At 70.1% G+C, this 21,255-nt stretch carries 18 protein-coding genes; 2 read left to right on the forward strand and 16 right to left on the reverse strand.

The window, feature by feature from the left end:
• Positions 1-110 precede the first annotated feature (110 nt).
• From ACZ470_RS29795 to ACZ470_RS29850, 12 genes are all read right to left on the reverse strand, one after another.
• Complete coding sequence (locus tag ACZ470_RS29795) at positions 111-437, reverse strand: hypothetical protein (RefSeq protein ID WP_468432188.1); 327 nt, start codon at positions 435-437, stop codon at positions 111-113.
• Positions 438-488: 51 nt separating this feature from the next.
• On the reverse strand, positions 489-1,316 hold the full coding sequence (locus ACZ470_RS29800; protein ID WP_468432189.1) for a shikimate dehydrogenase: 828 nt from the start codon (positions 1,314-1,316) through the stop codon (positions 489-491).
• Positions 1,316-2,980 carry an endolytic transglycosylase MltG gene (gene mltG, locus ACZ470_RS29805; RefSeq protein WP_468432191.1) on the reverse strand — a complete coding sequence of 555 codons (1,665 nt, stop codon included), beginning with the start codon at positions 2,978-2,980 and terminating at the stop codon, positions 1,316-1,318. The genes ACZ470_RS29800 and mltG overlap by 1 nt, the downstream gene beginning before the upstream one ends.
• 127 nt (positions 2,981-3,107) lie before the next feature.
• Positions 3,108-3,572, reverse strand: coding sequence for a Holliday junction resolvase RuvX (ruvX, locus tag ACZ470_RS29810; RefSeq protein WP_468432376.1), 465 nt, complete (start codon positions 3,570-3,572; stop codon positions 3,108-3,110).
• Positions 3,573-3,607: 35 nt separating this feature from the next.
• Positions 3,608-6,280 carry an alanine--tRNA ligase gene (alaS, locus tag ACZ470_RS29815; RefSeq protein WP_468432192.1) on the reverse strand — a complete coding sequence of 891 codons (2,673 nt, stop codon included), beginning with the start codon at positions 6,278-6,280 and terminating at the stop codon, positions 3,608-3,610.
• On the reverse strand, positions 6,280-6,660 hold the full coding sequence (locus ACZ470_RS29820) for a hypothetical protein (RefSeq protein WP_468432194.1): 381 nt from the start codon (positions 6,658-6,660) through the stop codon (positions 6,280-6,282). Before ACZ470_RS29820 ends, alaS begins: the two co-directional genes overlap by 1 nt.
• A 7-nt stretch (positions 6,661-6,667) precedes the next feature.
• Positions 6,668-7,120: a DUF948 domain-containing protein gene (locus tag ACZ470_RS29825; RefSeq protein ID WP_468432196.1), complete on the reverse strand. Its 453-nt coding sequence runs from the start codon at positions 7,118-7,120 to the stop codon at positions 6,668-6,670.
• Positions 7,121-7,311: 191 nt separating this feature from the next.
• Complete coding sequence (gene rpsD / locus ACZ470_RS29830) at positions 7,312-7,926, reverse strand: 30S ribosomal protein S4 (protein WP_468432197.1); 615 nt, start codon at positions 7,924-7,926, stop codon at positions 7,312-7,314.
• Positions 7,927-8,228: 302 nt separating this feature from the next.
• Positions 8,229-9,584 (reverse strand): replication-associated recombination protein A, encoded by a 1,356-nt coding sequence (locus tag ACZ470_RS29835; protein ID WP_468432198.1) that lies wholly within the window; start codon positions 9,582-9,584, stop codon positions 8,229-8,231.
• A 43-nt stretch (positions 9,585-9,627) separates the two neighbouring features.
• Positions 9,628-10,296 (reverse strand): vitamin K epoxide reductase family protein, encoded by a 669-nt coding sequence (locus ACZ470_RS29840; protein WP_468432200.1) that lies wholly within the window; start codon positions 10,294-10,296, stop codon positions 9,628-9,630.
• A 164-nt stretch (positions 10,297-10,460) separates the two neighbouring features.
• On the reverse strand, positions 10,461-11,723 hold the full coding sequence (gene hisS / locus ACZ470_RS29845) for a histidine--tRNA ligase (RefSeq protein ID WP_468432202.1): 1,263 nt from the start codon (positions 11,721-11,723) through the stop codon (positions 10,461-10,463).
• Between the two features lie 12 nt (positions 11,724-11,735).
• The gene (locus ACZ470_RS29850) at positions 11,736-12,446 is read right to left on the reverse strand and encodes an MBL fold metallo-hydrolase (protein ID WP_468432203.1); all 711 of its coding nucleotides are present in this window, start codon (positions 12,444-12,446) and stop codon (positions 11,736-11,738) included.
• A 183-nt stretch (positions 12,447-12,629) separates the two neighbouring features.
• On the opposite strand from ACZ470_RS29850, the gene ACZ470_RS29855 reads away from it, so the two are divergent.
• Both ACZ470_RS29855 and ACZ470_RS29860 read left to right on the forward strand, forming a co-directional pair.
• Entirely contained in the window at positions 12,630-13,451 is an 822-nt protein-coding gene (locus tag ACZ470_RS29855) for a peptidylprolyl isomerase (RefSeq protein WP_468432205.1), read from the forward strand.
• 138 nt (positions 13,452-13,589) lie between these two features.
• A complete protein-coding gene (locus tag ACZ470_RS29860) occupies positions 13,590-14,819 on the forward strand; it encodes a DUF349 domain-containing protein (RefSeq protein ID WP_468432207.1) in 1,230 nt (409 codons plus the stop codon).
• 77 nt (positions 14,820-14,896) lie between these two features.
• Here the strand turns inward: ACZ470_RS29860 and relA are convergent, their stop codons facing one another.
• The 4 genes from relA to secD all read right to left on the reverse strand — a co-directional run bounded on the left by relA (position 14,897) and on the right by secD (position 21,054).
• Complete coding sequence (gene relA, locus ACZ470_RS29865) at positions 14,897-17,422, reverse strand: GTP pyrophosphokinase (protein ID WP_468432208.1); 2,526 nt, start codon at positions 17,420-17,422, stop codon at positions 14,897-14,899.
• 171 nt (positions 17,423-17,593) lie between these two features.
• Positions 17,594-18,142: an adenine phosphoribosyltransferase gene (locus ACZ470_RS29870; RefSeq protein WP_468432209.1), complete on the reverse strand. Its 549-nt coding sequence runs from the start codon at positions 18,140-18,142 to the stop codon at positions 17,594-17,596.
• The gene (gene secF, locus ACZ470_RS29875; RefSeq protein ID WP_468432210.1) at positions 18,139-19,257 is read right to left on the reverse strand and encodes a protein translocase subunit SecF; all 1,119 of its coding nucleotides are present in this window, start codon (positions 19,255-19,257) and stop codon (positions 18,139-18,141) included. Before secF ends, ACZ470_RS29870 begins: the two co-directional genes overlap by 4 nt.
• Positions 19,258-19,260: 3 nt before the next feature.
• Positions 19,261-21,054 (reverse strand): protein translocase subunit SecD, encoded by a 1,794-nt coding sequence (gene secD / locus ACZ470_RS29880; RefSeq protein ID WP_468432212.1) that lies wholly within the window; start codon positions 21,052-21,054, stop codon positions 19,261-19,263.
• Between the last annotated feature and the right edge of the window lie 201 nt (positions 21,055-21,255).

Below are 21,255 nucleotides of genomic sequence, written 5' to 3' on the forward strand. Positions count from 1 at the left end.
CGCGTACGCCTGTGGCGTGACGGGGTGCGCGGCCCCGGTCCGCCACCTCCGATCCTCCCACGTCCGGGCCGGGGATCCGGTCGCCGGTCCATCAGGCGGACGGGCCGGGATCAGGCGGGGCCGTCGCTCCGGTGCTGCTGGGGGGCGTAGGCGCCCAGGTGGTCGGCGCCGCTCGGCTGCCGCGTCGGCCGCGGTGCGTACGGGCCCAGGTGCTCGGCGCCGCTGCCCTGGCCGTACTGGGCCGCGACGTGCGTCGGCCGGCCGTCGCGGACGGCTCGGCGGTGCGCGATCCTGCGCTTGATCTTCACGACCCAGGTCGCCAGGACGGCGAGCACGACCAGGGCCAGCACCGTGATCTGCACCCAGTCGGGCAGGAAGCCCAGCACGGACTCGAAGATCTGGGTCTTCACCGATGCCAGCGGTATGCCTTCGGACATGGAACGTCTTCCCCTCCCCTGTTCCGCCCCCTGCGGAACCGAGGACGGATCCTAGCGGGCCGCGAGGGCCCGCTCGCCCGCTTTTCGCATGGCGTCCAGCGGGGCCGGCGAGCACCCGGTCATCTGCTCCACCTGGAGCACCGCCTGGTGCACCAGCAGATCAAGACCGCTGACCACGGCACCCCCGTACGCCGACCAGCGGGCGGCGAGGGCCGTCGGCCACGGGTCGTAGAGGACGTCGAAGAGGGCCGTCGGGCGTTCCGGGACGGCCCGGGCGAGGGTGTCGGTGACGCCGGCGGGGGTGGTGCTGACGACCAGCGGGGCGCGCAGCGCCTGCTCGGCGTCGTCCCAGTCGGCGATGCGCACCGCGACGTCGAGCCGCTCGGCCCACTGCCGCATCTCCGTGGCACGGGCCGCGCTGCGGACGTGAACGGTCACCTCGCCCGAGCAGATCCGGGCCAGCGCGGCCAGCGCGGAGGAGGCCGTGGCGCCCGCTCCGAGGATGGCGGCGGACTCCACCTTGTCGATGCCGTGCTCGCGCAGGGCGGCGACCATGCCGGGGATGTCGGTGTTGTCGCCGGTCCGGCGGCCGTCCGGCGTGAGGACGACCGTGTTGACCGCCTCGACGGAGGTCGCGGTCTCGCTGATCGAGTCGAGCAGCGGGATCACCACCCGCTTGAGCGGCATGGTCAGCGACAGTCCCGCCCACTGCGGCCCGAGGGTGTCGAAGAAGCCGGGCAGCGTCGCCTCGTCGACCTCGAAACGGTCGTACGTCCAGCCCTCCAGGCCCAGCTCGGCGTAGGCGGTGCGGTGCAGCACCGGGGAGAGCGAGTGGGCGATGGGCGAGCCGAGGACGGCGGCCCGGCGGGCGGCGGGCATCAGTTACCCCTCGTGGCGTTGAACTTGTCGACGAGCTTCTGGTGCTCCTCGATGGTCTTGGCGAACTCGGTCTTGTTCATGCCGTCCGTGGCGACGAAGTACATCCAGCCGTCGCTGGTCGGATTCAGCGCGGCCTGGAGCGCCTCCTCGCCCGGGTTGCCGATCGGACCGGGAGGCAGGCCCTTGTTGGTGTACGTGTTGTACGGATCGGGGTTGCTGTTGATCTCCGACTCGGAGATGTCGATCTCGCTCTGGCCCTTGAGGTAGTTGAAGGTCGAGTCGAACTGGAGTTGCTGGTTCGTCTCGGTGTTGGTGGTCTTGAGGCGGTTGTAGATCACCTCGGACATCCGGCGGAAGTCGTCGTGGGTCTTGCCCTCCGCCTGGACCAGGCTCGCGACCGTGACCAGTTCCCACGGTCCCTCGAGACCGAGGCTCTCGGCCTTGCCCTCGAAGTCCAGCTCCTCGTACTTCTCGGTGGCACGAGCCACCATCTGTTTGAGCACCGCCTCCGGCTTCTGGCCCTTGGCGACCGAGTAGCTGGACGGGTAGAGGAAGCCCTCCAGCGGATCCTTGACGTTCTCGTGGTTCACGGCCCAGTCGGGCAGACCGAGGGTCTTCCACTTGGTCTCGGCCACCTTGGCCGTGGTGCCCGTCTTCACCCCGAGGCGTTTGTCGATCGCCTCGTAGATGACGACGTTGCGCCGGCCCTCCGCGATGATCAGGCTGTTGCGGCTCTCCGGGCTGAGCATCATCTCGACCGCGCTCGCGGCCGACATCTCCTTCTCCAGCGTGTACACGCCGTCCTGGATGTTCTTGCCCTGGGGATTGGCCGCCTGGGCCGCCACGAACGCGTCGACGCTCTTGATCACGCCCTGCTTCTTGAGCTCCTGGCCGATGGCGTACCCGCCGGAGCCCTTGGGGATCGTGACGGTCACCTGCTCGCCGTTGCCGGACCCCGCGAAGTCCGGGGCGCTGCCGAAACGATCCTGGTAGAACTGGTACCCGAAGTAGCCGACACCGGCCAGGCCGCCGCCGAAGACGACGACCACCACCAGACAGGCCAGGCCGTTGCGTCGCTTCTTCTCCTTGCCGCCCCGGCCCCGGCGCTCGCCGCGCCCCTCGCCGGGCCCGTCACCGCGGTCGTCATCGTCGCCGCCGCCCGCGAAGAAGGCGTGTTCGCCCTGGTCGGGGCCCGGGTCCCAGTCGGTCTCCGGCTCTGGGTCGGGCCGCCGGCGGCCGGGTGGCTCGGGTGGCGGGTAGGCGTCGGGGGTGCCGTAGTAGTCGGCCTGCTCCCCGCCGTACGTGCCGGGCTGCTGCTGCGCGTACGGGTCACCGGCGTACGGGTCCTGCGGGTAGGAGCCCGTGGGCCAGCCGTTCTGGTCGTACTGCGGATGCTGCGGGTGCTCCTGATGCTGCTGGGGCGCGTACTGCTGGTCGTACTGCGGGTACTGCTGCTGGCCGTACCCGTGCTGTTCGCCGGTGCCCCAGTCGCCGTACTGCTGCTGCGGCTGCGGCTGCGGCTGCTGCGGATAGTGCTGTGGCTGGCCGCCGTAGGGGGACTGCTGACCCTGCTGGGTCTGCTGTCCTCCCCATCCGCCGTCCCCGTACAACGGGTCGTCCGGATGCCACGGTTCGGAGCCTTGGCCCCGGCCATACTCAGTCATCGATCCCCTAGAGCCGCGAGGCGGCGGGCGCGCGGCCACCTGAAGACCACGGCTACCGTCCCGCCTCTCTCTGTGCGGCGGCTGTTCGAACACCGGCCGCATCGCGCGGAACGTTACCGTATCGCGATCAGATGACCACTTCGACGCCCTCGCCGGGTGGTCTGCCTGACACCCGTTCGGATTCCAGTGCCTGCTGGAGGATGATCACAGCGGCGGCCTGGTCGATGACGGAGCGGCCCTTCTTCGACTTGACGCCGGAGGCCCGCAGCCCCTGGCTCGCCGTCACCGTGGTCATCCGCTCGTCGACCAGGCGCACCGGGACGGGCGCGATCCCCCGGGCCAGTTCCTGCGCGAAGCGCCTGACCTTGGCGGCGGCCGGGCCCTCGCCCCCCTTGAGGGAGCGCGGGAGCCCGACGACGACCTCGATCGGCTCGTACTCCCCGACGAGCTGCCGCAGCCTGCGGTGGGCGGCCGGTACGTCCCGGCCGGGGACGGTCTCGACCGGCGTGGCGAGGATCCCGTCGGGGTCGCAGGAGGCGACCCCGATGCGGGCGTCCCCGACGTCGATCGCGAGGCGTCGGCCGCGGCGCATCACCGGGCCGTCCGCCTGCTCGTTCGCCGGACCGTTCACTTGGCGCTGTCCGCCACGAGCCGCTCGACGGCGTCGACGGCCTCGCCGACGGCGGCCGGGTTCTGGCCGCCGCCCTGGGCGACGTCCGGCTTGCCGCCACCGCCGCCGCCGAGGGTCTTGGCGGCCGTGCGGACCAGGTCACCGGCCTTGAGGCCGCGCTCGCGGGCGGCCTCGTTGGTGGCGATGACCGTGAGCGGCTTGCCGTTGTTCACCGCGAACAGGGCGACGACGGCGGCCCGGCCGCCCTGGATGCGGCCGCGCACGTCGAGGACCAGCTTGCGCAGGTCGTCCGGCGTGGTGCCGTCGGGGACCTGCCCGGTGACGACGGCGATGCCGCGGACGTCCTTGGCGGACTCGGCGAGACCGGCGGCGGCCTGGAGGACCTTCTCGGCGCGGAACTTCTCGATCTCCTTCTCGGCGTCCTTCAGCTTGCCGAGCATGGCGGAGACCTTCTCGGGCAGCTCCTCCGAGCGGCCCTTGAGCAGTTCGGTGAGCTGGTTGACGACCGTGTGCTCGCGGGCGAGGAAGTTGTAGGCGTCCACGCCGACGAGGGCCTCGATACGGCGCACACCGGAGCCGATGGACGACTCGCCGAGCAGCTTCACCAGGCCGAGCTGGGCGGTGTTGTGCACATGGGTGCCGCCGCACAGCTCCTTGGAGAAGTCGCCGATGGTGACGACGCGCACGCGCTCGCCGTACTTCTCGCCGAACTCGGCGATGGCGCCCTGCTTCTTGGCCTCGTCGATGCCCATGACGTCGGCGCGCACGTCGAGGTCGCGGGCGAGCACCTCGTTGATCTTCTGCTCGACGTCGGTCATCACGGCCGTCGGTACGGCGGACGGCGAGCCGAAGTCGAAGCGGAAGCGGCCGGGCTGGTTCTCGGAGCCGGCCTGGGCGGCCGTCGGACCGAGGGCGTCGCGCAGGGCCTGGTGGGTGAGGTGGGTGGCCGAGTGGGCGCGGGCGATGGCCTTGCGACGGCGGTCGTCGATCGAGGCGTGGGCCTTGGCGCCGACGGTGATCTCACCGACCTGGACGACACCCTTGTGGACGTACACGCCCGGCACCGGCTTCTGGCAGTCGCGGATCTCGACGACGGCACCGGAGTCGGCCCTGATCCGGCCGGTGTCGCCGATCTGGCCGCCGCCCTCGGCGTAGAACGGGGTGCGGTCGAGGACGATCTCGACCTCGTCGCCCTCGGTGGCGGCCGGCGAGGAGACGCCGTCGACGAGGATGCCGACGACGGTGGACTCGCCCTCGGTGTCGGTGTAGCCGATGAAGTCGGTGGCACCGGCCCGGTCGGCGATCTCCCGGTAGGCGCCCATGTCGGCGTGGCCGGTCTTCTTGGCCTGGGCATCGGCCTTGGCCCGCTCCCGCTGCTCCTTCATCAGGCGGCGGAAACCGTCCTCGTCCACGGAGAGGCCCTGCTCGGCGGCCATCTCCAGCGTGAGGTCGATGGGGAAGCCCCACGTGTCGTGGAGCAGGAAGGCCTTGTCGCCGGCGAGCACGGTGCCACCGGCGGCCTTGGTGTCGCTGACGGCGGTGTCGAGGATGTTGGTGCCGGCCTTCAGCGTCTTGAGGAAGGCGTTCTCCTCGGCGAGGGCCACCTTCTCGATGCGCTCGCGGTCGGTGATGAGCTCCGGGTACTGCTGTCCCATCATGCCGATGACGACGTCGATCAGGTCCTTGACGACCGGGCCGGTGGCGCCGAGCAGCCGCATGTTGCGGATGGCGCGGCGCATGATGCGGCGCAGGACGTAGCCGCGCCCCTCGTTGCCGGGGGTGACTCCGTCGCCGATCAGCATCACGGAGGTGCGCATGTGGTCGGTGACCACGCGCAGGGAGACGTCCGAGGACTGGGCGTCGCCGTAGGCCACGCCGGTGAGCTCGGTGGCCTTGTTGATCACGGCCATGGAGGTGTCGATCTCGTACATGTTCTGCACGCCCTGCAGAATCATGGCGAGTCGCTCCAGGCCGAGCCCGGTGTCGATGTTCTTGCTGGGCAGTTCGCCGAGGATCTCGAAGTTGTCCTTGCCGATGCCCTCGCCCCGCTCGTACTGCATGAAGACGAGGTTCCAGATCTCCACGTACCGCTCGTCGTTGACGGCGGGGCCGCCCTCGACGCCGAACTCGGGGCCGCGGTCGTAGTTGATCTCGGAGCAGGGGCCGCAGGGGCCGGGGACGCCCATGGACCAGTAGTTGTCCTTCATGCCCAGGCGCTGGATGCGCTCCTGGGGCACGCCGACGACCTCGCGCCAGATCCGCTCGGCCTCGTCGTCGTCCTTGTAGACGGTGATCCACAGGCGTTCGGGGTCGAGGCCGTAACCGCCCTTGTCCTGGGGGCTGGTGAGCAGCTCCCAGGCGAGCTTGATGGCGCCTTCCTTGAAGTAGTCGCCGAAGGAGAAGTTGCCGCACATCTGGAAGAACGTGCCGTGGCGGGTGGTCTTGCCGACCTCTTCGATGTCGGGCGTGCGCACGCACTTCTGCACGCTGGTGGCGCGGTCGAAGGGCGGCTTGACCTCGCCCAGGAAGTAGGGCTTGAAGGGCACCATGCCGGCCGGGACGAGCAGCAGAGTCGGGTCGTCCGCGATGAGCGACGCCGACGGGACGACGGTGTGCCCGCGCTCCTCGAAGAAGCTCAGCCAGCGGCGGCGGATCTCGGCCGACTCCATCAGTGGTCCTCATTCCGGTTGTACGGGTACGTCTTGTACGTCTGGTGCGCCGGCTTCCGCGCCGGGCCCTCGAGGTACTTGGGGCTGTTGCGGTTCTCGATGACGACGTGGCCGCGCGGTGCGGGGAGTTCGCGGTCGACGGGGGCGTTGAGCCCGAGCGCGTCGCCCAGTTCGGCCTCGCGCTGGGCCATGTTGTCCCGGACCTCGAGCGCGAAGTCCACCGCGCGGTCCTTGAGCCGGCCGCCGGCCTCGATCGCCTTGTTGGCCGCGGTCACGGCGAGGTGCTCGGGCGTCAGCTGCTTGATCTTGCGGTTGACCTTGGTGGTGGCCCACACGCCGGCGGCGACGCCGGTGGTGAACCAGAACGTTCGGCGGAACATCGCTGGGTCAGTCCCTCTTTCCCCGGGTCCGCTTTTCCCGCCGCGCGCCCGGGACGGTGCGGCCCACGATCACGGTACGCCTCGACGCCTTGGCCGGGGCGTCCTCCTTGCGTCCGCTGACGGCCCGGCGGACGCCGTAGCCGAAGGCGGCGACCTTGACCAGCGGGCCGCCGAAGGTGGAGGCCACGGTGGTCGACAGCGCGGAGGCGTTGGAGGTGACCTCCTGGACGTCGGAGGCGATCGCGTCGACCCGTTCGATCTGGGTCTGCGCGGACCGCACCGCCGTGGAGGCGTCCGCCAGCAGGGGGACGGCCTGGTCGGTCACGTCCGCCACGAGCTTGGTGGTCGCCCGGAGCGTCTGGGCCAGCCTCGCCAGCGCGACGGCGAGGAAGGAGACCAGGATCGCCCAGAAGACGGCCACCAGGATTCCGGCCACCTCGCCACCGGACACTGTGTGCACCCGCTCCCTGTGAAACGCGCCTGAACATCGAGAAGTCGTGCGACCGAGCCTATCGCGCCGGTGACGCGACTCCGTACCGGATTACCGTCCGCCACGGCCGGAGTCGTGGGACGGAGCGAGTCGAGCCCGCCGTCCCCCCGCCGGGAGGGGCGGGGGGACGGCGGGCTCGGGATACCGCGTGCCTGCTGGGATCAGCGGGCGTAGTACTCGACGACGAGCTGCTCGTCGCAGATCACCGGGATCTCCTTGCGGTTCGGCTCACGGTCCAGGCGGAACGCCAGGGCCTTGAGGTTCACCTGGAGGTAGCGCGGGGTCTCACCGTCGGGGGCGAAGCCGCCTTCACGAGCGATCGTGAAGAGGGTCTTCTCCTTGCTGCGGTCACGGACCTGCACGACGTCGTCCGGGCGGACACGGAAGGAGGGCTTGTCGACCTTCTTGCCGTTGACCTGGATGTGGCCGTGCGTGACCATCTGGCGGGCCTGGTAGATCGTGCGGGCGATGCCCGAACGCAGGACCAGCGCGTCGAGGCGCTTCTCCAGCTCCACGATCAGGGCCTCACCGGTCTTGCCCTGCACCTTGGAGGCGCGGTCGTAGGCACGGACCAGCTGGCGCTCGGAGATGTCGTACTGCGCGCGCAGACGCTGCTTCTCCAGCAGACGGACCTTGTAGTCCGAGTTCTGCTTGCGGCCACGGCCGTGCTCGCCCGGCGGGTAGGGGCGGGCCTCGAAGTACTTGACGGCCTTCGGGGTCAGCGCGATGCCGAGGGCACGCGACTTCTTGACCTTGGGGCGGGACTGGTTCGCCACTTCTGTTCCTTTTCCTTTTCGGCTGCCTCAGGGTTACGGGAGGTCGCATCCGCAGCCGGGGAATTCCCATCGGGTCCGCGAGGACCTGGTGGGCAGCCGCTCCCCTGGTCTGGGCACATACGTGCAGCACACGAACGGCCCACCGACCGGTCCCGGGACTTGCGGGGTGGTGGTGGGCTGCCCGCGACACCTACGACGGTGCGCGACGCTCCTGGATCGAAGGATCCGGCTGGGTGTCCCGCCTGAGGCGCCGACCGGAGCCGGACACGGGACTCAGCACTTCCACAGAGTCTACAGGGTGGTCAGGACCGCTTCCGACCGAGGTGTTTCCTGGTCCATTCCACCGCGTCCGCGTAGCGCGCCTCCGCGCCGTGCCGGGTGGGCTCGTAGTACTCGCGGTCCTTCAGGGCGTCCGGCGCGTACTGCTGTTTCGCGATGCCCTCGGGCAGGTCGTGCGGGTAGGTGTAGCCCTTGCCGTGCCCCAGCTTGGTGGCGCCCTTGTAGTGGCTGTCCCGCAGATGGGACGGCACGGGCCCGGCCAGCCCCTTGCGTACGTCCTCCAGGGCGGCGCCGATCGCGGTGGTGGCCGCGTTGGACTTCGGGGCGAGGGCGAGGGCGATGGTGGCGTGGCTGAGGGTGAGGGCGGCCTCGGGGAAACCGATCATGGCGACGGCCTGGGCGGCGGCGACCGCGATGGGCAGCGCGTTCGGATCGGCGAGGCCGATGTCCTCGCTGGCGGAGATCATCAGCCGGCGGGCGATGAAGCGCGGGTCCTCGCCGGCCTCGATCATGCGGGCCAGGTAGTGCAGGGCGGCGTCCACGTCGGAGCCTCGGATCGACTTGATCAGGGCGCTGGCGACGTCGTAGTGCTGGTCGCCGTCGCGGTCGTACTTCACCGCGGCCCGGTCGACGGTCTCCTCCAGGGTGGCCAGCGCGATCTCGGCCTCGCCCTTGTCGAGCGCGGCCCCGGCGGCGGCCTCCAGCGCGGTCAGGGCGCGGCGGGCGTCGCCGCCGGCGATCCGCAGCAGGTGGCCCTCGGTGTCCGCGGGGAGGGTGACGGCGCTCCTCAGTCCCCGCTCGTCGGTGAGGGCGCGCTCCAGCAGGCCCCGGATGTCGTCGTCGGTGAGGGGTTCCAGGGTGAGCAGCAGGGAGCGGGAGAGCAGCGGGGAGATGACCGAGAAGTAGGGGTTCTCGGTGGTCGCGGCGATGAGGGTGACCCAGCGGTTCTCCACGGCGGGAAGCAGGGAGTCCTGCTGGGCCTTGCTGAAGCGGTGGATCTCGTCGAGGAAGAGGACGGTCTCCTGGCCGTACCCCCCGGAGGCGCGGCGGGCGCCGTCGATGACCGCGCGGACCTCCTTGACGCCCGCGGTGATCGCGGACAGTTCGACGAAGCGCTTGTTGGTGGCCTTGGAGACGACATAGGCCAGGGTCGTCTTGCCCGTGCCGGGCGGGCCCCAGAGGATCACCGAGGAGGGTCCGGCGGGGCCCGAGGCGCCCTCGCCGACCAGTCTGCGCAGCGGTGAGCCCGGCTTCAGGAGATGCTGCTGGCCCACCACCTCGTCGAGGGTGCGGGGGCGCATCCGGACCGCCAGGGGGCTGCCGGTCGGGTCCTTCTCCTGGCGTTCTTCTGCTGCGGCGGTGAACAGGTCGGGCTCCACGCTGAAACCCTAAGGCACCGCACCGACAGCCCGGGGCGGGCGGTCAGCTGGTCCAGAAGTCCCACCATCGGGTCAGGATCAGCATGCCGATGATGCCGATGTGCAGGACCGGCATGACCCAGGTGAACTCGCCGAAGAAGCTCTTCAGCCAGCCCGGGGCGGGCAGGAAGCCCTGGCGGATGTTGAACGACGTCACGTACCAGAACATGATGATCGTGGCGACCCAGGCCAGGCAGCACCACAGGCACAGGGCGTTGATCCGGTACAGGGACTGGAACATCAGCCAGGCGCAGAAGACGACACCGAAGAGCGTGCCCGCGTTGAAGGTGAGCCAGTACCAGCGCGGGAAGCGGGCCCGGGCGAGCAGGCTCATGCCGACGCAGACGACGATGCCGTAGGTGACGAGGCCGAGCACCGGGTTGGGGAAGCCGAAGACGGAGGCCTGGTCGCTCTCCATGACGCTGCCGCAGGAGACGACGGGGTTGAGGCTGCACCCGGGGGTGAAGGTCTCGCCCTTGACCTTGGCCTCGAGCAGCTTGAACTTGTCGAGCGTGATCACCCAGGCGGCGAGCACACCGGCGGCGCCGGTGATCACCAGGAGCAGGGCCAAGGCCCGGCTCGCGCCCTCCGTGCGCGGCGCGGAGGCGGCGCGCTGCGGCGCGTGCGAGGGTTCGGGCTCCATGTCGACGTCCCTGACTGTCGTCTTGCTCATCACGCCGATTCCGTCACTAGAGAGTGTGGACCTGCTTCGGGCAGGGGCCATTGTGCCGTACGGAGCTGAGGATGCGCCGTTGTACGGGCATAAGGACAAACGGGTGTCGGTCGACGACGAAGGCGCCGGGCACCCCGTGGGGTACCCGGCGCCCGGTGGCCGTGTCAGCCGAGCCGGGACTCCAGCTCCGCGACGATCTCGTTGACGCCGACCGCCGTCTGCTCGCCGGACTCCATGTCCTTGAGCTGGACGACGCCCTCGGCGAGGTCGCGTTCGCCCAGGACCAGGGCGTAGCGGGCGCCTGAGCGGTTGGCGGCCTTCATCGCGGCCTTGAGGCCCTTGGCGCCGTAGCTGAAGTCCGCGGCCACGCCGTTCTTGCGCAGTTCGGTGACCTTCGCGAACAGCACGCGGCGGGCCTCCTCGCCGAGCGGGACGGCGAACACGCTGGTGGCGGCGGGGAGTTCGAGCTCGACGCCCTCAGCCTCCAGGGCCAGTACGGTGCGGTCGACGCCGAGGGCCCAGCCGACGGACGGCAGCGCGGGGCCGCCGATCATCTCGGACAGTCCGTCGTAGCGGCCGCCGCCGCCCACCGCGGACTGCGAGCCGAGGCCGTCGTGGACGAACTCGAAGGTGGTGCGGGTGTAGTAGTCCAGGCCGCGCACCAGCTTGGGGTCGTCCTCGAAGGCCACGCCCGCCGCCGTGATCAGCTCGCGGACCTCCTCGTGGTAGGCCTTGCAGGCGTCGCAGAGGTAGTCGCGCAGCAGGGGCGCGCCGGTCAGCTGCTTCTGCACCGACTCGCGCTTGTCGTCCAGCACGCGCAGCGGGTTGATCTCCGCGCGGCGCAGGGTGTCCTCGTCCAGGTCGAGGCCGCGCAGGAAGTCCTGGAGCGCGGCCCGGTACACGGGGCGGCACTCCTTGTCGCCGAGGCTGTTGAGCAGGATGCGGAAGTCGCTCAGGCCCAGCGAGCGGTACGCCTGGTCGGCGAGGATGATCAGCTCCGCGTCCAGCGCCGGGTCCTCGGCGCCGATCGCCTCGGCGCCGACCTGGGAGAAGTGGCGGTAACGGCCCTTCTGGGGGCGCTCGTAGCGGTAGTACGAGCCGGAGTACCAGAGCTTGACCGGGAGGTTGCCCGCCTTGTGCAGGTTGGCCTCCAGGGCGGCGCGCAGCACGGAGGCGGTGCCTTCGGGGCGCAGGGCGAGCCGGTCGCCGCCCTTGGTCTCGAAGGCGTACATCTCCTTGGTCACGATGTCGGTGGACTCACCGACACCGCGGGCGAACAGCTCGACGTTCTCGAAGCCGGGCGTCTCGATGTAGCCGTAGCCGGAGCCGCGCAGCGGGGCGGCGATGGCCTCACGGACGGCGAGGTACTTGGCGCTGTCCGGCGGGATCAGGTCGTACGTGCCCTTGGGGGCCTTGAAGGTGCTCACGGAAGTCTCTCGTCACATTCCTCGTCGGGGAGCGTCGGCATCCGCTCCCTGGCCGGCGGCCACCTGCCGCAGATACGGGTTGGTGGCGCGCTCCTGGCCGATGGTCGTCTGGGGGCCGTGGCCGGACAGCACCACGGTCGAGTCGTCGAGCGGCAGGCACACGCGGGCCAGCGAGTCGAGCATCTCGGCCATGTCACCGCCCGGCAGGTCGGTGCGTCCGATGGAGCCGGCGAACAGCAGGTCGCCCGAGAAGAGGATCGGCGGGATGTCCGCCGCCTCGGGCAGGCCGAAGGTCACCGACCCCTTGGTATGGCCCGGCGCGTGCGCGACCGTCAGCTCCATGCCCGCCAGCTCGAGCTTCGCGCCGTCGGTCAGTTCCTTGACGTCGTCCGGCTCCCCGACGGTCAGCTCGCCCATCAGCGGCATGCCGATGGCGCGGCCGATCCCCTTCTCGGGGTCGCTCATCATGTACCGGTCGTCGGGGTGGATCCAGGCCGGTACGTCGTGCGCTCCGCAGACCGGGACGACCGAGGCGACGTGGTCGATGTGGCCGTGGGTGAGGACGACGGCGACGGGCTTGAGCCGGTGCTTGCGGACCGCTTCCGCCACTCCGTCGGCGGCCAGATGGCCCGGGTCGATGATCACGCACTCCTCACCGGCGGCGGGGGCGACGAGATAACAGTTCGTCCCCCAGGCCCCGGCGGGGAACCCGGCAATGAGCACGATCGTCCTTCGTTGTGTCGATACGGGAGGCTTGCGACGGGGCTGAGCCCGTGGTCAGAGCCTACCGGCGCTGCCGATTCCTCAGCGAACCCATATACGGTACGGGGCACACGCAGGCGGTCGGCTCACCGCACGCACGCACGCGTACCGGCCGGCACACGAGACGCATGAGGAGAGAACCCGGTGGTCAGCCAGGAACAGCGGCGGCGTCAGCTCGCCCGGGAGAAGTTCTTGCGGCAGCAGCAGCGGCGCACCGAAGCGCGTCGGAAGTCGCGTATCCGCAACTCGGTGATCGCGTCCGTGCTCGGGGTGGTCCTCGTGGGCAGCCTGGCGCTGTACACGACCGGGACGCTCAAGCAGGACGACGACAAGACCAACGCCAACGCGGAGGTCACGCCGAGCGCCTCCGCGCCGAGCAAGGCTCCGGACCCGTGCGACAAGCCCGCCGAGGGCAAGGTCGGGACGGAGACCTGGAAGAAGGAGCCGGCCGTCGCCATCGACAAGTCGGCGGAGTACACCCTGAAGCTGGACACGACCTGCGGCGCGATAGACGTGGCGCTGAAGGCCTCGGCGGCCCCGCACACGGTCAACTCGTTCGACTTCCTCGCCAAGAAGGGCTACTTCGACCACAGCAAGTGCCACCGGCTCACCACGAACGGCATCTACGTGCTGCAGTGCGGTGACCCGACGGGCACCGGCACCGGCGGCCCCGGCTACACGATCCCGGACGAGAACCTGAAGGACAGAAGCCTGAAGGACAACATCTACCCGGCGGGCACGGTCGCGATGGCCAACACCGGGCAGAAGGACAGTGGTGGCAGCCAGTTCTTCCTGGTCTACCAGGACAGCCAGCTTCCGCCCAGCTACACACCGTTCGGCACCGTCTCGGACGCCGGCATGAAGGTGCTGAAGAAGATCGCCGACGCCGGGGAGAGCACCGGAGCCGGTGACGGGGCGCCCAACGCGACGGTCGTGATCGACAAGGCGACCGTCACCAAATCCTGACCCCCAACTGCGAAATTTCGGTCGCGCGGGATGCGGACAGGCATCCCGTCGGTCGCCTATGTTGGCCGTGACGAAACTGTGGACGATGCCCGGGGGAGCTTCGAGGCCCCCTCGACGGCATCATGTGGAGGAGGCGCTGTGAGCAGCGACCCGTGGGGCCGCGTCGACGAGACGGGGACCGTGTACGTGCGTACGGCCGACGGCGAGCAGGTCGTCGGTTCCTGGCAGGCCGGCTCCCCCGAGGAGGCGCTGGCCTACTTCGAGCGCAAGTACGAGGGCCTGGTTGTCGAGATCGGCCTCCTCGAGAAGCGAGTGAAGACCACCGACCTGTCGTCCAAGGACGCCCAGACCGCGATCGACCACCTGCGCGAGCAGGTGGACGCGCACCACGCGGTCGGTGACCTGGATGCCCTCAGGGCCCGGCTGGACAAGCTCGTGGAGCTGGTGGAGGCGCGTCGCGAGGAGCGCAAGGCGCAGCGGGCCAAGCAGTCCGACGAGGCGCGCCACGCCAAGGAGGCGCTGGTCGCCGAGGCGGAGCAGCTGGCGCAGTCCGACCAGTGGCGGGCCGCCGGGGAGCGGCTGCGGTCCCTGGTGGACACCTGGAAGGGTCTGCCGCGGCTGGACCGCAAGTCGGACGACGAGCTGTGGCACCGGTTCTCGCACGCCCGGTCGGCGTTCTCCAAGCGGCGCAAGCAGCACTTCGCGCAGCTGGACGCGCAGCGCGAAGAGGCCCGCCGGACCAAGGAGCGGCTGGTCGCCGAGGCCGAGTCGCTGTCGGGCTCGACGGACTGGGGGCCGACGGCCGCCCGCTACCGCGATCTGATGTCGGAGTGGAAGGCCGCGGGCCGCGCGCAGCGCGAGCACGAGGAGGACCTGTGGAACCGCTTCCGCGGTGCTCAGGACGTCTTCTTCGCCGCCCGCAGCTCGGTCTTCGCCGAGCGTGACGCGGAGCAGGCCGAGAACCTCAAGCTCAAGGAGGAGCTGGCCGGTGAGGCCGAGAAGCTCCTGCCGATCACGGACCTGAAGGCCGCGCGGGCCGCGTTCCGCGGGATCAACGAGCGCTGGGAGGCCATCGGCCATGTGCCGCGGGACTCCCGCCCGAAGGTCGAGGGCCGGATGCACGCCGTGGAGCGGGCGCTGCAGGAGGCCGAGGAGGCCGAGTGGCGCCGGACGAACCCGGAGGCACGCGCGCGTGCCGCGGGTCTGACGGGTCAGCTCCAGGCCGCCGTGGACAAGCTGAAGGGCCAGATCGAGCAGGCCCGGGCGCAGGGCAACACCGCCAAGGCGGACAAGCTCGAGCGGGAGCTGGAGGGCCGCCAGGCCCTGCTGGACCAGGCGCTGAAGGGTCTCCAGGAGTTCGGCGGCTGAGCCCGCAGAGCCCGTAGGACGCGCAGGGGCTCCCGTACCTCGGGTACGGGAGCCCCTCTGTCGTGTGTCTGCCGGTCCTACGTGCGGTTGCGGGCGGATGTCACCCGGTACACGTCGTAGACGCCCTCCACGCCGCGTACGGCCTTCAGGACGTGCCCGAGGTGCTTGGGGTCGCCCATCTCGAAGGTGAACCGGGAGGTGGCGACGCGGTCGCGGGAGGTCTGGACGGCCGCGGAGAGGATGTTGACGTGCTGGTCGGACAGCACGCGCGTGACGTCCGACAGCAGCCGGGACCGGTCGAGCGCCTCGACCTGGATGGCGACCAGGAAGACCGAGGACTGGGTGGGGGCCCACTCGACGTCGAGGATCCGCTCGGGCTCCCGGGAGAGCGAGTCGACGTTGACGCAGTCGCTGCGGTGGACCGACACGCCACTGCCCCGGGTCACGAATCCGATGATCGGGTCGCCGGGCACCGGCGTGCAGCAGCGGGCCAGCTTCACCCAGACGTCCTCGACGCCCTTGACGACGACGCCGGGGTCGGCGCTGGAGCGGCGCTTGCGGCCGCGGCCGCGGGCCGGCGGCACCGACTCGTCGATCTCCTCGGTGGCCGCCTCCTCGCCGCCGAGGGCCTGGACGAGCTTCTGCACGATGTTCTGCGCGGAGACATGGCCCTCGCCGATCGCCGCGTACAGCGCGGAGATGTCCGAGTAGCGCATCTCGTGCGCCAGGGTGACCAGCGAGTCGCCGGTGAGGATGCGCTGGATCGGCAGGTTCTGCTTGCGCATCGCGCGGACGATGGAGTCCTTGCCCTGCTCGATCGCCTCGTCGCGGCGCTCCTTGGAGAACCAGGCGCGGATCTTGTTGCGGGCGCGTGGCGACTTCACGAAGCCGAGCCAGTCCCGGGAGGGGCCCGCGCCGGCCGCCTTGGAGGTGAAGACCTCCACCAGGTCGCCGTTGTCGAGGGTCGACTCCAGCGGGACCAGGCGGCCGTTGACCCGGGCGCCGATGGTGCGGTGGCCGACCTCGGTGTGGACCGCGTACGCGAAGTCCACCGGGGTGGCACCCGCGGGGAGCGCTATGACGTCGCCCTTGGGGGTGAAGACGAAGACCTCGTTGCGGGACAGGTCGAAGCGCAGCGACTCCAGGAACTCGCCCGGGTCCTCGGTCTCCTTCTGCCAGTCCAGGAGCTGCCGCAGCCACGCCATGTCGTTGATGGCGTCCTTGTCCTTGCCGGACGACTTCGGCGCGTCGGTGCGGATCTTGGAGGCGCCGGCGACGGCCTCCTGCTTGTACTTCCAGTGCGCGGCGATGCCGTACTCGGCGCGGCGGTGCATGTCGAAGGTGCGGATCTGCAGCTCGACGGGCTTGCCGCCGGGGCCGATGACCGTCGTGTGGAGCGACTGGTACATGTTGAACTTGGGCATCGCGATGTAGTCCTTGAACCGGCCGGGGACCGGGTTCCATCGCGCGTGCACCGTGCCGAGGGCCGCGTAGCAGTCGCGGACGGTGTCCACGAGGACGCGGATGCCCACCAGGTCGTAGATCTCCGCGAAGTCACGGCCGCGGACGATCATCTTCTGGTAGACGCTGTAGTAGTGCTTGGGCCGCCCGGTGACGGTGGCCTTGATGCGGGCGGCGCGCAGGTCCTGCTGGACCTCGTCGGTGACTATGGCGAGGTATTCGTCGCGCTTGGGGGCGCGCTCGGCGACGAGGCGGACGATCTCGTCGTACATCTTGGGGTAGAGGATCGCGAAGGCGAGGTCCTCCAGCTCCCACTTGATGGTGTTCATGCCCAGGCGGTGGGCGAGCGGCGCGTAGATCTCCAGGGTCTCGCGCGCCTTCTTCTCCTGCTTCTCGCGCTTGAGGTAGCGCATGGTGCGCATGTTGTGCAGGCGGTCGGCGAGCTTGATGACCAGGACGCGCGGGTCCTTGGCCATGGCGACGACCATCTTGCGCACGGTCTCGGCCTGTGCGGCCTCGCCGAACTTGACCTTGTCCAGCTTGGTGACGCCGTCGACGAGGAGGGTGACCACGTCGCCGAAGTCGCGGCGCAGGTCCTCCAGGCCGTACTCGGTGTCCTCGACGGTGTCGTGCAGCAGTCCGGCCATCAGGGTGGCCGGGTCCATGCCGAGCTCGGCGAGGATGGTGGTGACGGCGAGCGGGTGCGTGATGTACGGGTCGCCGCTCTTGCGCTTCTGGCCGCGGTGCCAACGCTCGGCGACCTGGTAGGCGCGCTCGATCTGGCGGAGCGTGGCGTTCTCGATCTTGGGGTCGTTGCTGCGCACGATCCGCAGCAGCGGCTCCAGCACCGGGTTGTACGGGTTGGCGCGCTGGACGCCGAGCCGGGCCAGGCGGGCACGGACGCGGTTGGAGGAGCCGGAGCGCGGCTGGCCGGTGTTCGGCCGGGTCACGGGCGCGGAGCGCTCGGGCGGGGCCGGCTTGGGGCGCGGCTGCTCGGGCTTGTCGACGGGCGCGGACTGGGCGTGCTGGACCGGCCCGCGCGTGTCGTTCTTCGCGTGGGGCGCGCTCGGCGCGGGCTTGGCCGCGGCCGCCGAGGCGGACTCGGGCTTGGCGGCGGTCAGGTGTTGGGCCTCGTCTGGCAAGAGGACTCCTCGTGCGCGATCCGGGTCCCCCGGTCAGGCTCCGGAGACCCCATGGTAGCGATCCCGTGCCCGCGGATCGCCTTCGGAGCGGTGTGAGGACCGTCTACCCGAGAAACGCACGAGGCGGACACCGGATTCCTCCGGGTCCGCCCGCGTGCTGTGGTAAGGGACTCAGATCGTGAGCAGTGCCTCCAGGGGGGCGCCGGCCAGGGCCGGTTCCAGGCGGGCCCGGCCTCCGAGGAAGCCGAGTTCCATCAGTACGGCGAGGCCCGCGACCTCGGCGCCGGCCCTGCGGATGAGCTGGACCGACGCCTCGGCGGTGCCCCCGGTGGCCAGGACGTCGTCGACCACCAGAACGCGGTCGTCGGCGGTCAGGTCCTCCGCGTGCACCTCGATCTCGGCCGAGCCGTACTCCAGGTCGTACGCCTGGCTGAGGGTGGCTCCGGGGAGCTTGCCCGCCTTGCGTACGGGGATGAAGCCGAGGCCCGCGCGGACGGCGACCGGGGCACCGAGGATGAATCCACGGGCCTCCAGGCCGACGACCTTGGTGGCACCGGTGCTGCGGGCGATGCCGGCCAGGGCGTCGCTGAGCGCGGTGAACGCCTCGGGGTCCGCCAGGAGCGGGGTGATGTCCTTGAACATCACGCCCGGCTCCGGGTAGTCCGCCACGTCCCGGATGCGGCTGAGCAGCAGTGCGGAGACGTCTGTGAGCTCGGTCATCGGCGCTTCCCGGAGGGACGGCCCCGGCCTCGGGCGCGGGAGCCGGGCTGGTTGCGCGGGCCGACGACCGCGGGGGCGGCGTCCTCGGGCTCGTCGCCGTGGTCCCCGTCGGTGACCGGGGCCTCCTGGGTCCCGCCCGCGGTGGCGGCCTGGGCGCGCTTCGCCAGGACGCGCTTCTTCAGGGACTTCATCCCCGGCTCGAGCTCCTTGAGGTCGGCGACGAGCGGGGTGGCGATGAAGATCGAGGAGTACGCACCGGCGGCGAGACCGACGAACAGCGACAGCGAGATGTCGTTCAGCATGCCGGCGCCGAGGACACCGCCACCGATGAACAGCAGGCCGGCCACCGGCAGCAGCGCGACCACCGTGGTGTTGATGGAGCGGACCAGGGTGCTGTTGATGGAACGGTTGGCGATCTCGCTGTAGGTCCAGCGGGTCTGTTTGGTGATGTCCCGGGTCTGTTCCTTGAGGCTGTCGAAGACGACGACCGTGTCGTACAGCGAGTAGCCGAGGATGGTGAGCAGACCGATCACCGTGCCCGGGGTGACCTCGAAGCCGACCAGGGCGTAGATGCCGACGGTGATCGTGATGTCGTGGATCAGCGCGACGAACGCGGCGAGCGCCATGCGCCACTCGAAGGCGATCGCCAGATAGATCACGACCAGCACCAGGAAGATGCCGAGGCCCTGCCAGGCCTTGTTGGCGATCTGCTCGCCCCAGCTGGGACCGACCAGCTCGGCGTTGATCTGCTCTCCGTCGACCTTGAGGTCCTCGGCGAGCGTGTCCTTGATCTTGTCCGAGGTGTTGGTGTCGATGCCGGCGACCTGGATGCGCAGGCTGCCGTCACCGAGCTTCTGGACGATCGCGTCGTGGCCGGAGGCCTCCTCCGCGTACTCCTCGGCCGCGGAGACCGAGACGCTCATGTTCTTCGGGGTGGTGAAGACCGCTCCGCCCTGGAACTCGATGCCCATGTGCAGGCCGCGCACCGCCAGGCCGACGATGGCCGTGATGGTGATCAGGATGGAGATGCCGTACCAGATCTTGCGGTTCTTGACGAAGTCGTACCCGACCTCGCCATGGTGCAGTCGGGCACCGAGGTTGCCGAGCTTCGACATCTCTCACGCCTCCTTCGTCTGGGTGGGGGCGGAGGGACGGCGGGTGCGGCGCAGGGGCGGTTTCGCGCCCAGTGCCTTCGGGTCGAGACCGGACCACTTGTGGCCGCTGGCGAAGAACTTCCGGCGGGCCATCAGCGTCAGCAGCGGCTTGGTGAAGAGGAACACCACCACGACGTCGAGGACGGTGGTCAGGCCGAGCGTGAACGCGAAGCCCTGGACCTTGCCGACGGTGACGACGAAGAGCACCGCGGCGGCGAGGAACGACACGAAGTCGGAGACCAGGATGGTGCGCCGGGCACGCGGCCAGGCCCGCTCGACGGAGGGGCGCAGCGAGCGGCCCTCGCGGATCTCGTCCCGGACCCGTTCGAAGAACACGATGAACGAGTCCGCCGTGATGCCGATCGCGACGATGGCGCCGCACACGGCCGGCAGGTTCAGCGCGAAGCCGATGGTCGGGCCGAGCAGCGACATGATCACGTAGGTGAGGGCCGCGGAGACCAGCAGGGAGGCGATGGCGATGAACGACAGGCCCCGGTAGTAGACCAGCAGGTAGAGGACGACCAGGGCGAGGCCGATGGCACCGGCGATGAGGCCGGCCTTCAGCTGCTCGCCGCCGAGGGCGGCGGTGACCGTGGTGACGCTGTCCTCGCGGAAGGTCAGCGGCAGGGCGCCGTAGGACAGCATGTTGGCCAGTTCCTGGGCCGACTGCTGGGTGAAGTTGCCGGAGATCTCGGCGTTGCCGCCGGTCAGCGCCTGGCTGACGTACGGGTCGGAGACGACCTCGTTGTCCAGGACGATGGCGAACTGGTTCTGCGGCGACTGGTTCTGCGCGAGCTTGCCGGTGATGTCGGCGAACTTCTTGCTGCCCTTGCCGGTGAAGTCCATCGTCACGGTCCAGCCGGCGCCGGACTGCGTGTTCAGGACGGCCTGGGCCTTGTCGACGTCGGTGCCGTCCACCGCGGCGGGGCCGAGGATGTACTTCTGCCACTGGCCCTGGGAGTTCTGGCCGCAGGCCACGGTCGTGTCGGAGGACTTGGATCCGTCACCGGCCTTGGCGCGGACGCTCTCCTTGGTGCAGTCGAGCGCGGCGTACTGGGCCTGGACCTCGTCCGCGTCGCCGGAGGTGCCGCCGGTCGCGGAGGGGGTGGGGCTCGCCTTGTCCTCGGCGGCGCCGCTCGGGGAGGCGGACGGCGTCTCGTCGGCCTTCAGGGCGTCGGTGACGGCACGGCCCTGGGTCGTGGCGCTCGCCGACGGGGACGCGCCGTCGGTGGCCCCGTCCGTCGCCTTGTCGGTCGCCTTCTCCGTGGCCTTGTCGGTCGCCTTGTCCTTGCCGGAGTCCTGGTCCGCGCCGTTGCCGGTGGGGCTGGGCGAGGGAGGGGCGCCGCCACCGGAGAGTTCGGTGGCGAGGACGGGACGGAAGTACAGCTTCGCGGTGGTGCCGACCTGTTCCCGGGCCTGCTTGGAGTTCGTGCCCTTGGGAATGTTGACGATGATGTTGCGGGTGCCCTGCGTCTGGACCTCGGCCTCGGAGACACCGAGACCGTTGACACGCCGCTCCATGATGGAGACCGCGGTGTCCATGTTGGTCTTGTTGATCGCGGACTCCTGGCCGGCCTCGGGGACCGCTGCCAGCGTGATGCTCGTACCACCGGCGAGGTCGATGCCGAGACGCGGAGTGGTGTGCCCGGAGGCGAACATGCCGCCGGTGAGCGCCACGATGGCGATCAGGATCAGAGCCAGCGAGCGCCACGGCTTACTTGTGGCGCTCGCGTTCCGTCCCTTTTTGATTGCTGCCACCTTCTCGTACTCCCTCTCGGGCCGCCTCACGCCCGGTCGACGGGCGGGCGGCCATGACATGGTGTCGGGATTCCGTGCGAGCTGGGCATGTCCCGGGGGGGGGGGGGGACACCCCCCAGCCCCCGAGCAAGACCCCCTCTCCTCCTGGGCGCCCCCCGAACTTTTCTCACGTGTGTTCCACCTTTTCCCCCTCTAGAGAGA

The organism is Streptomyces sp. NPDC031111 (assembly GCF_055570675.1).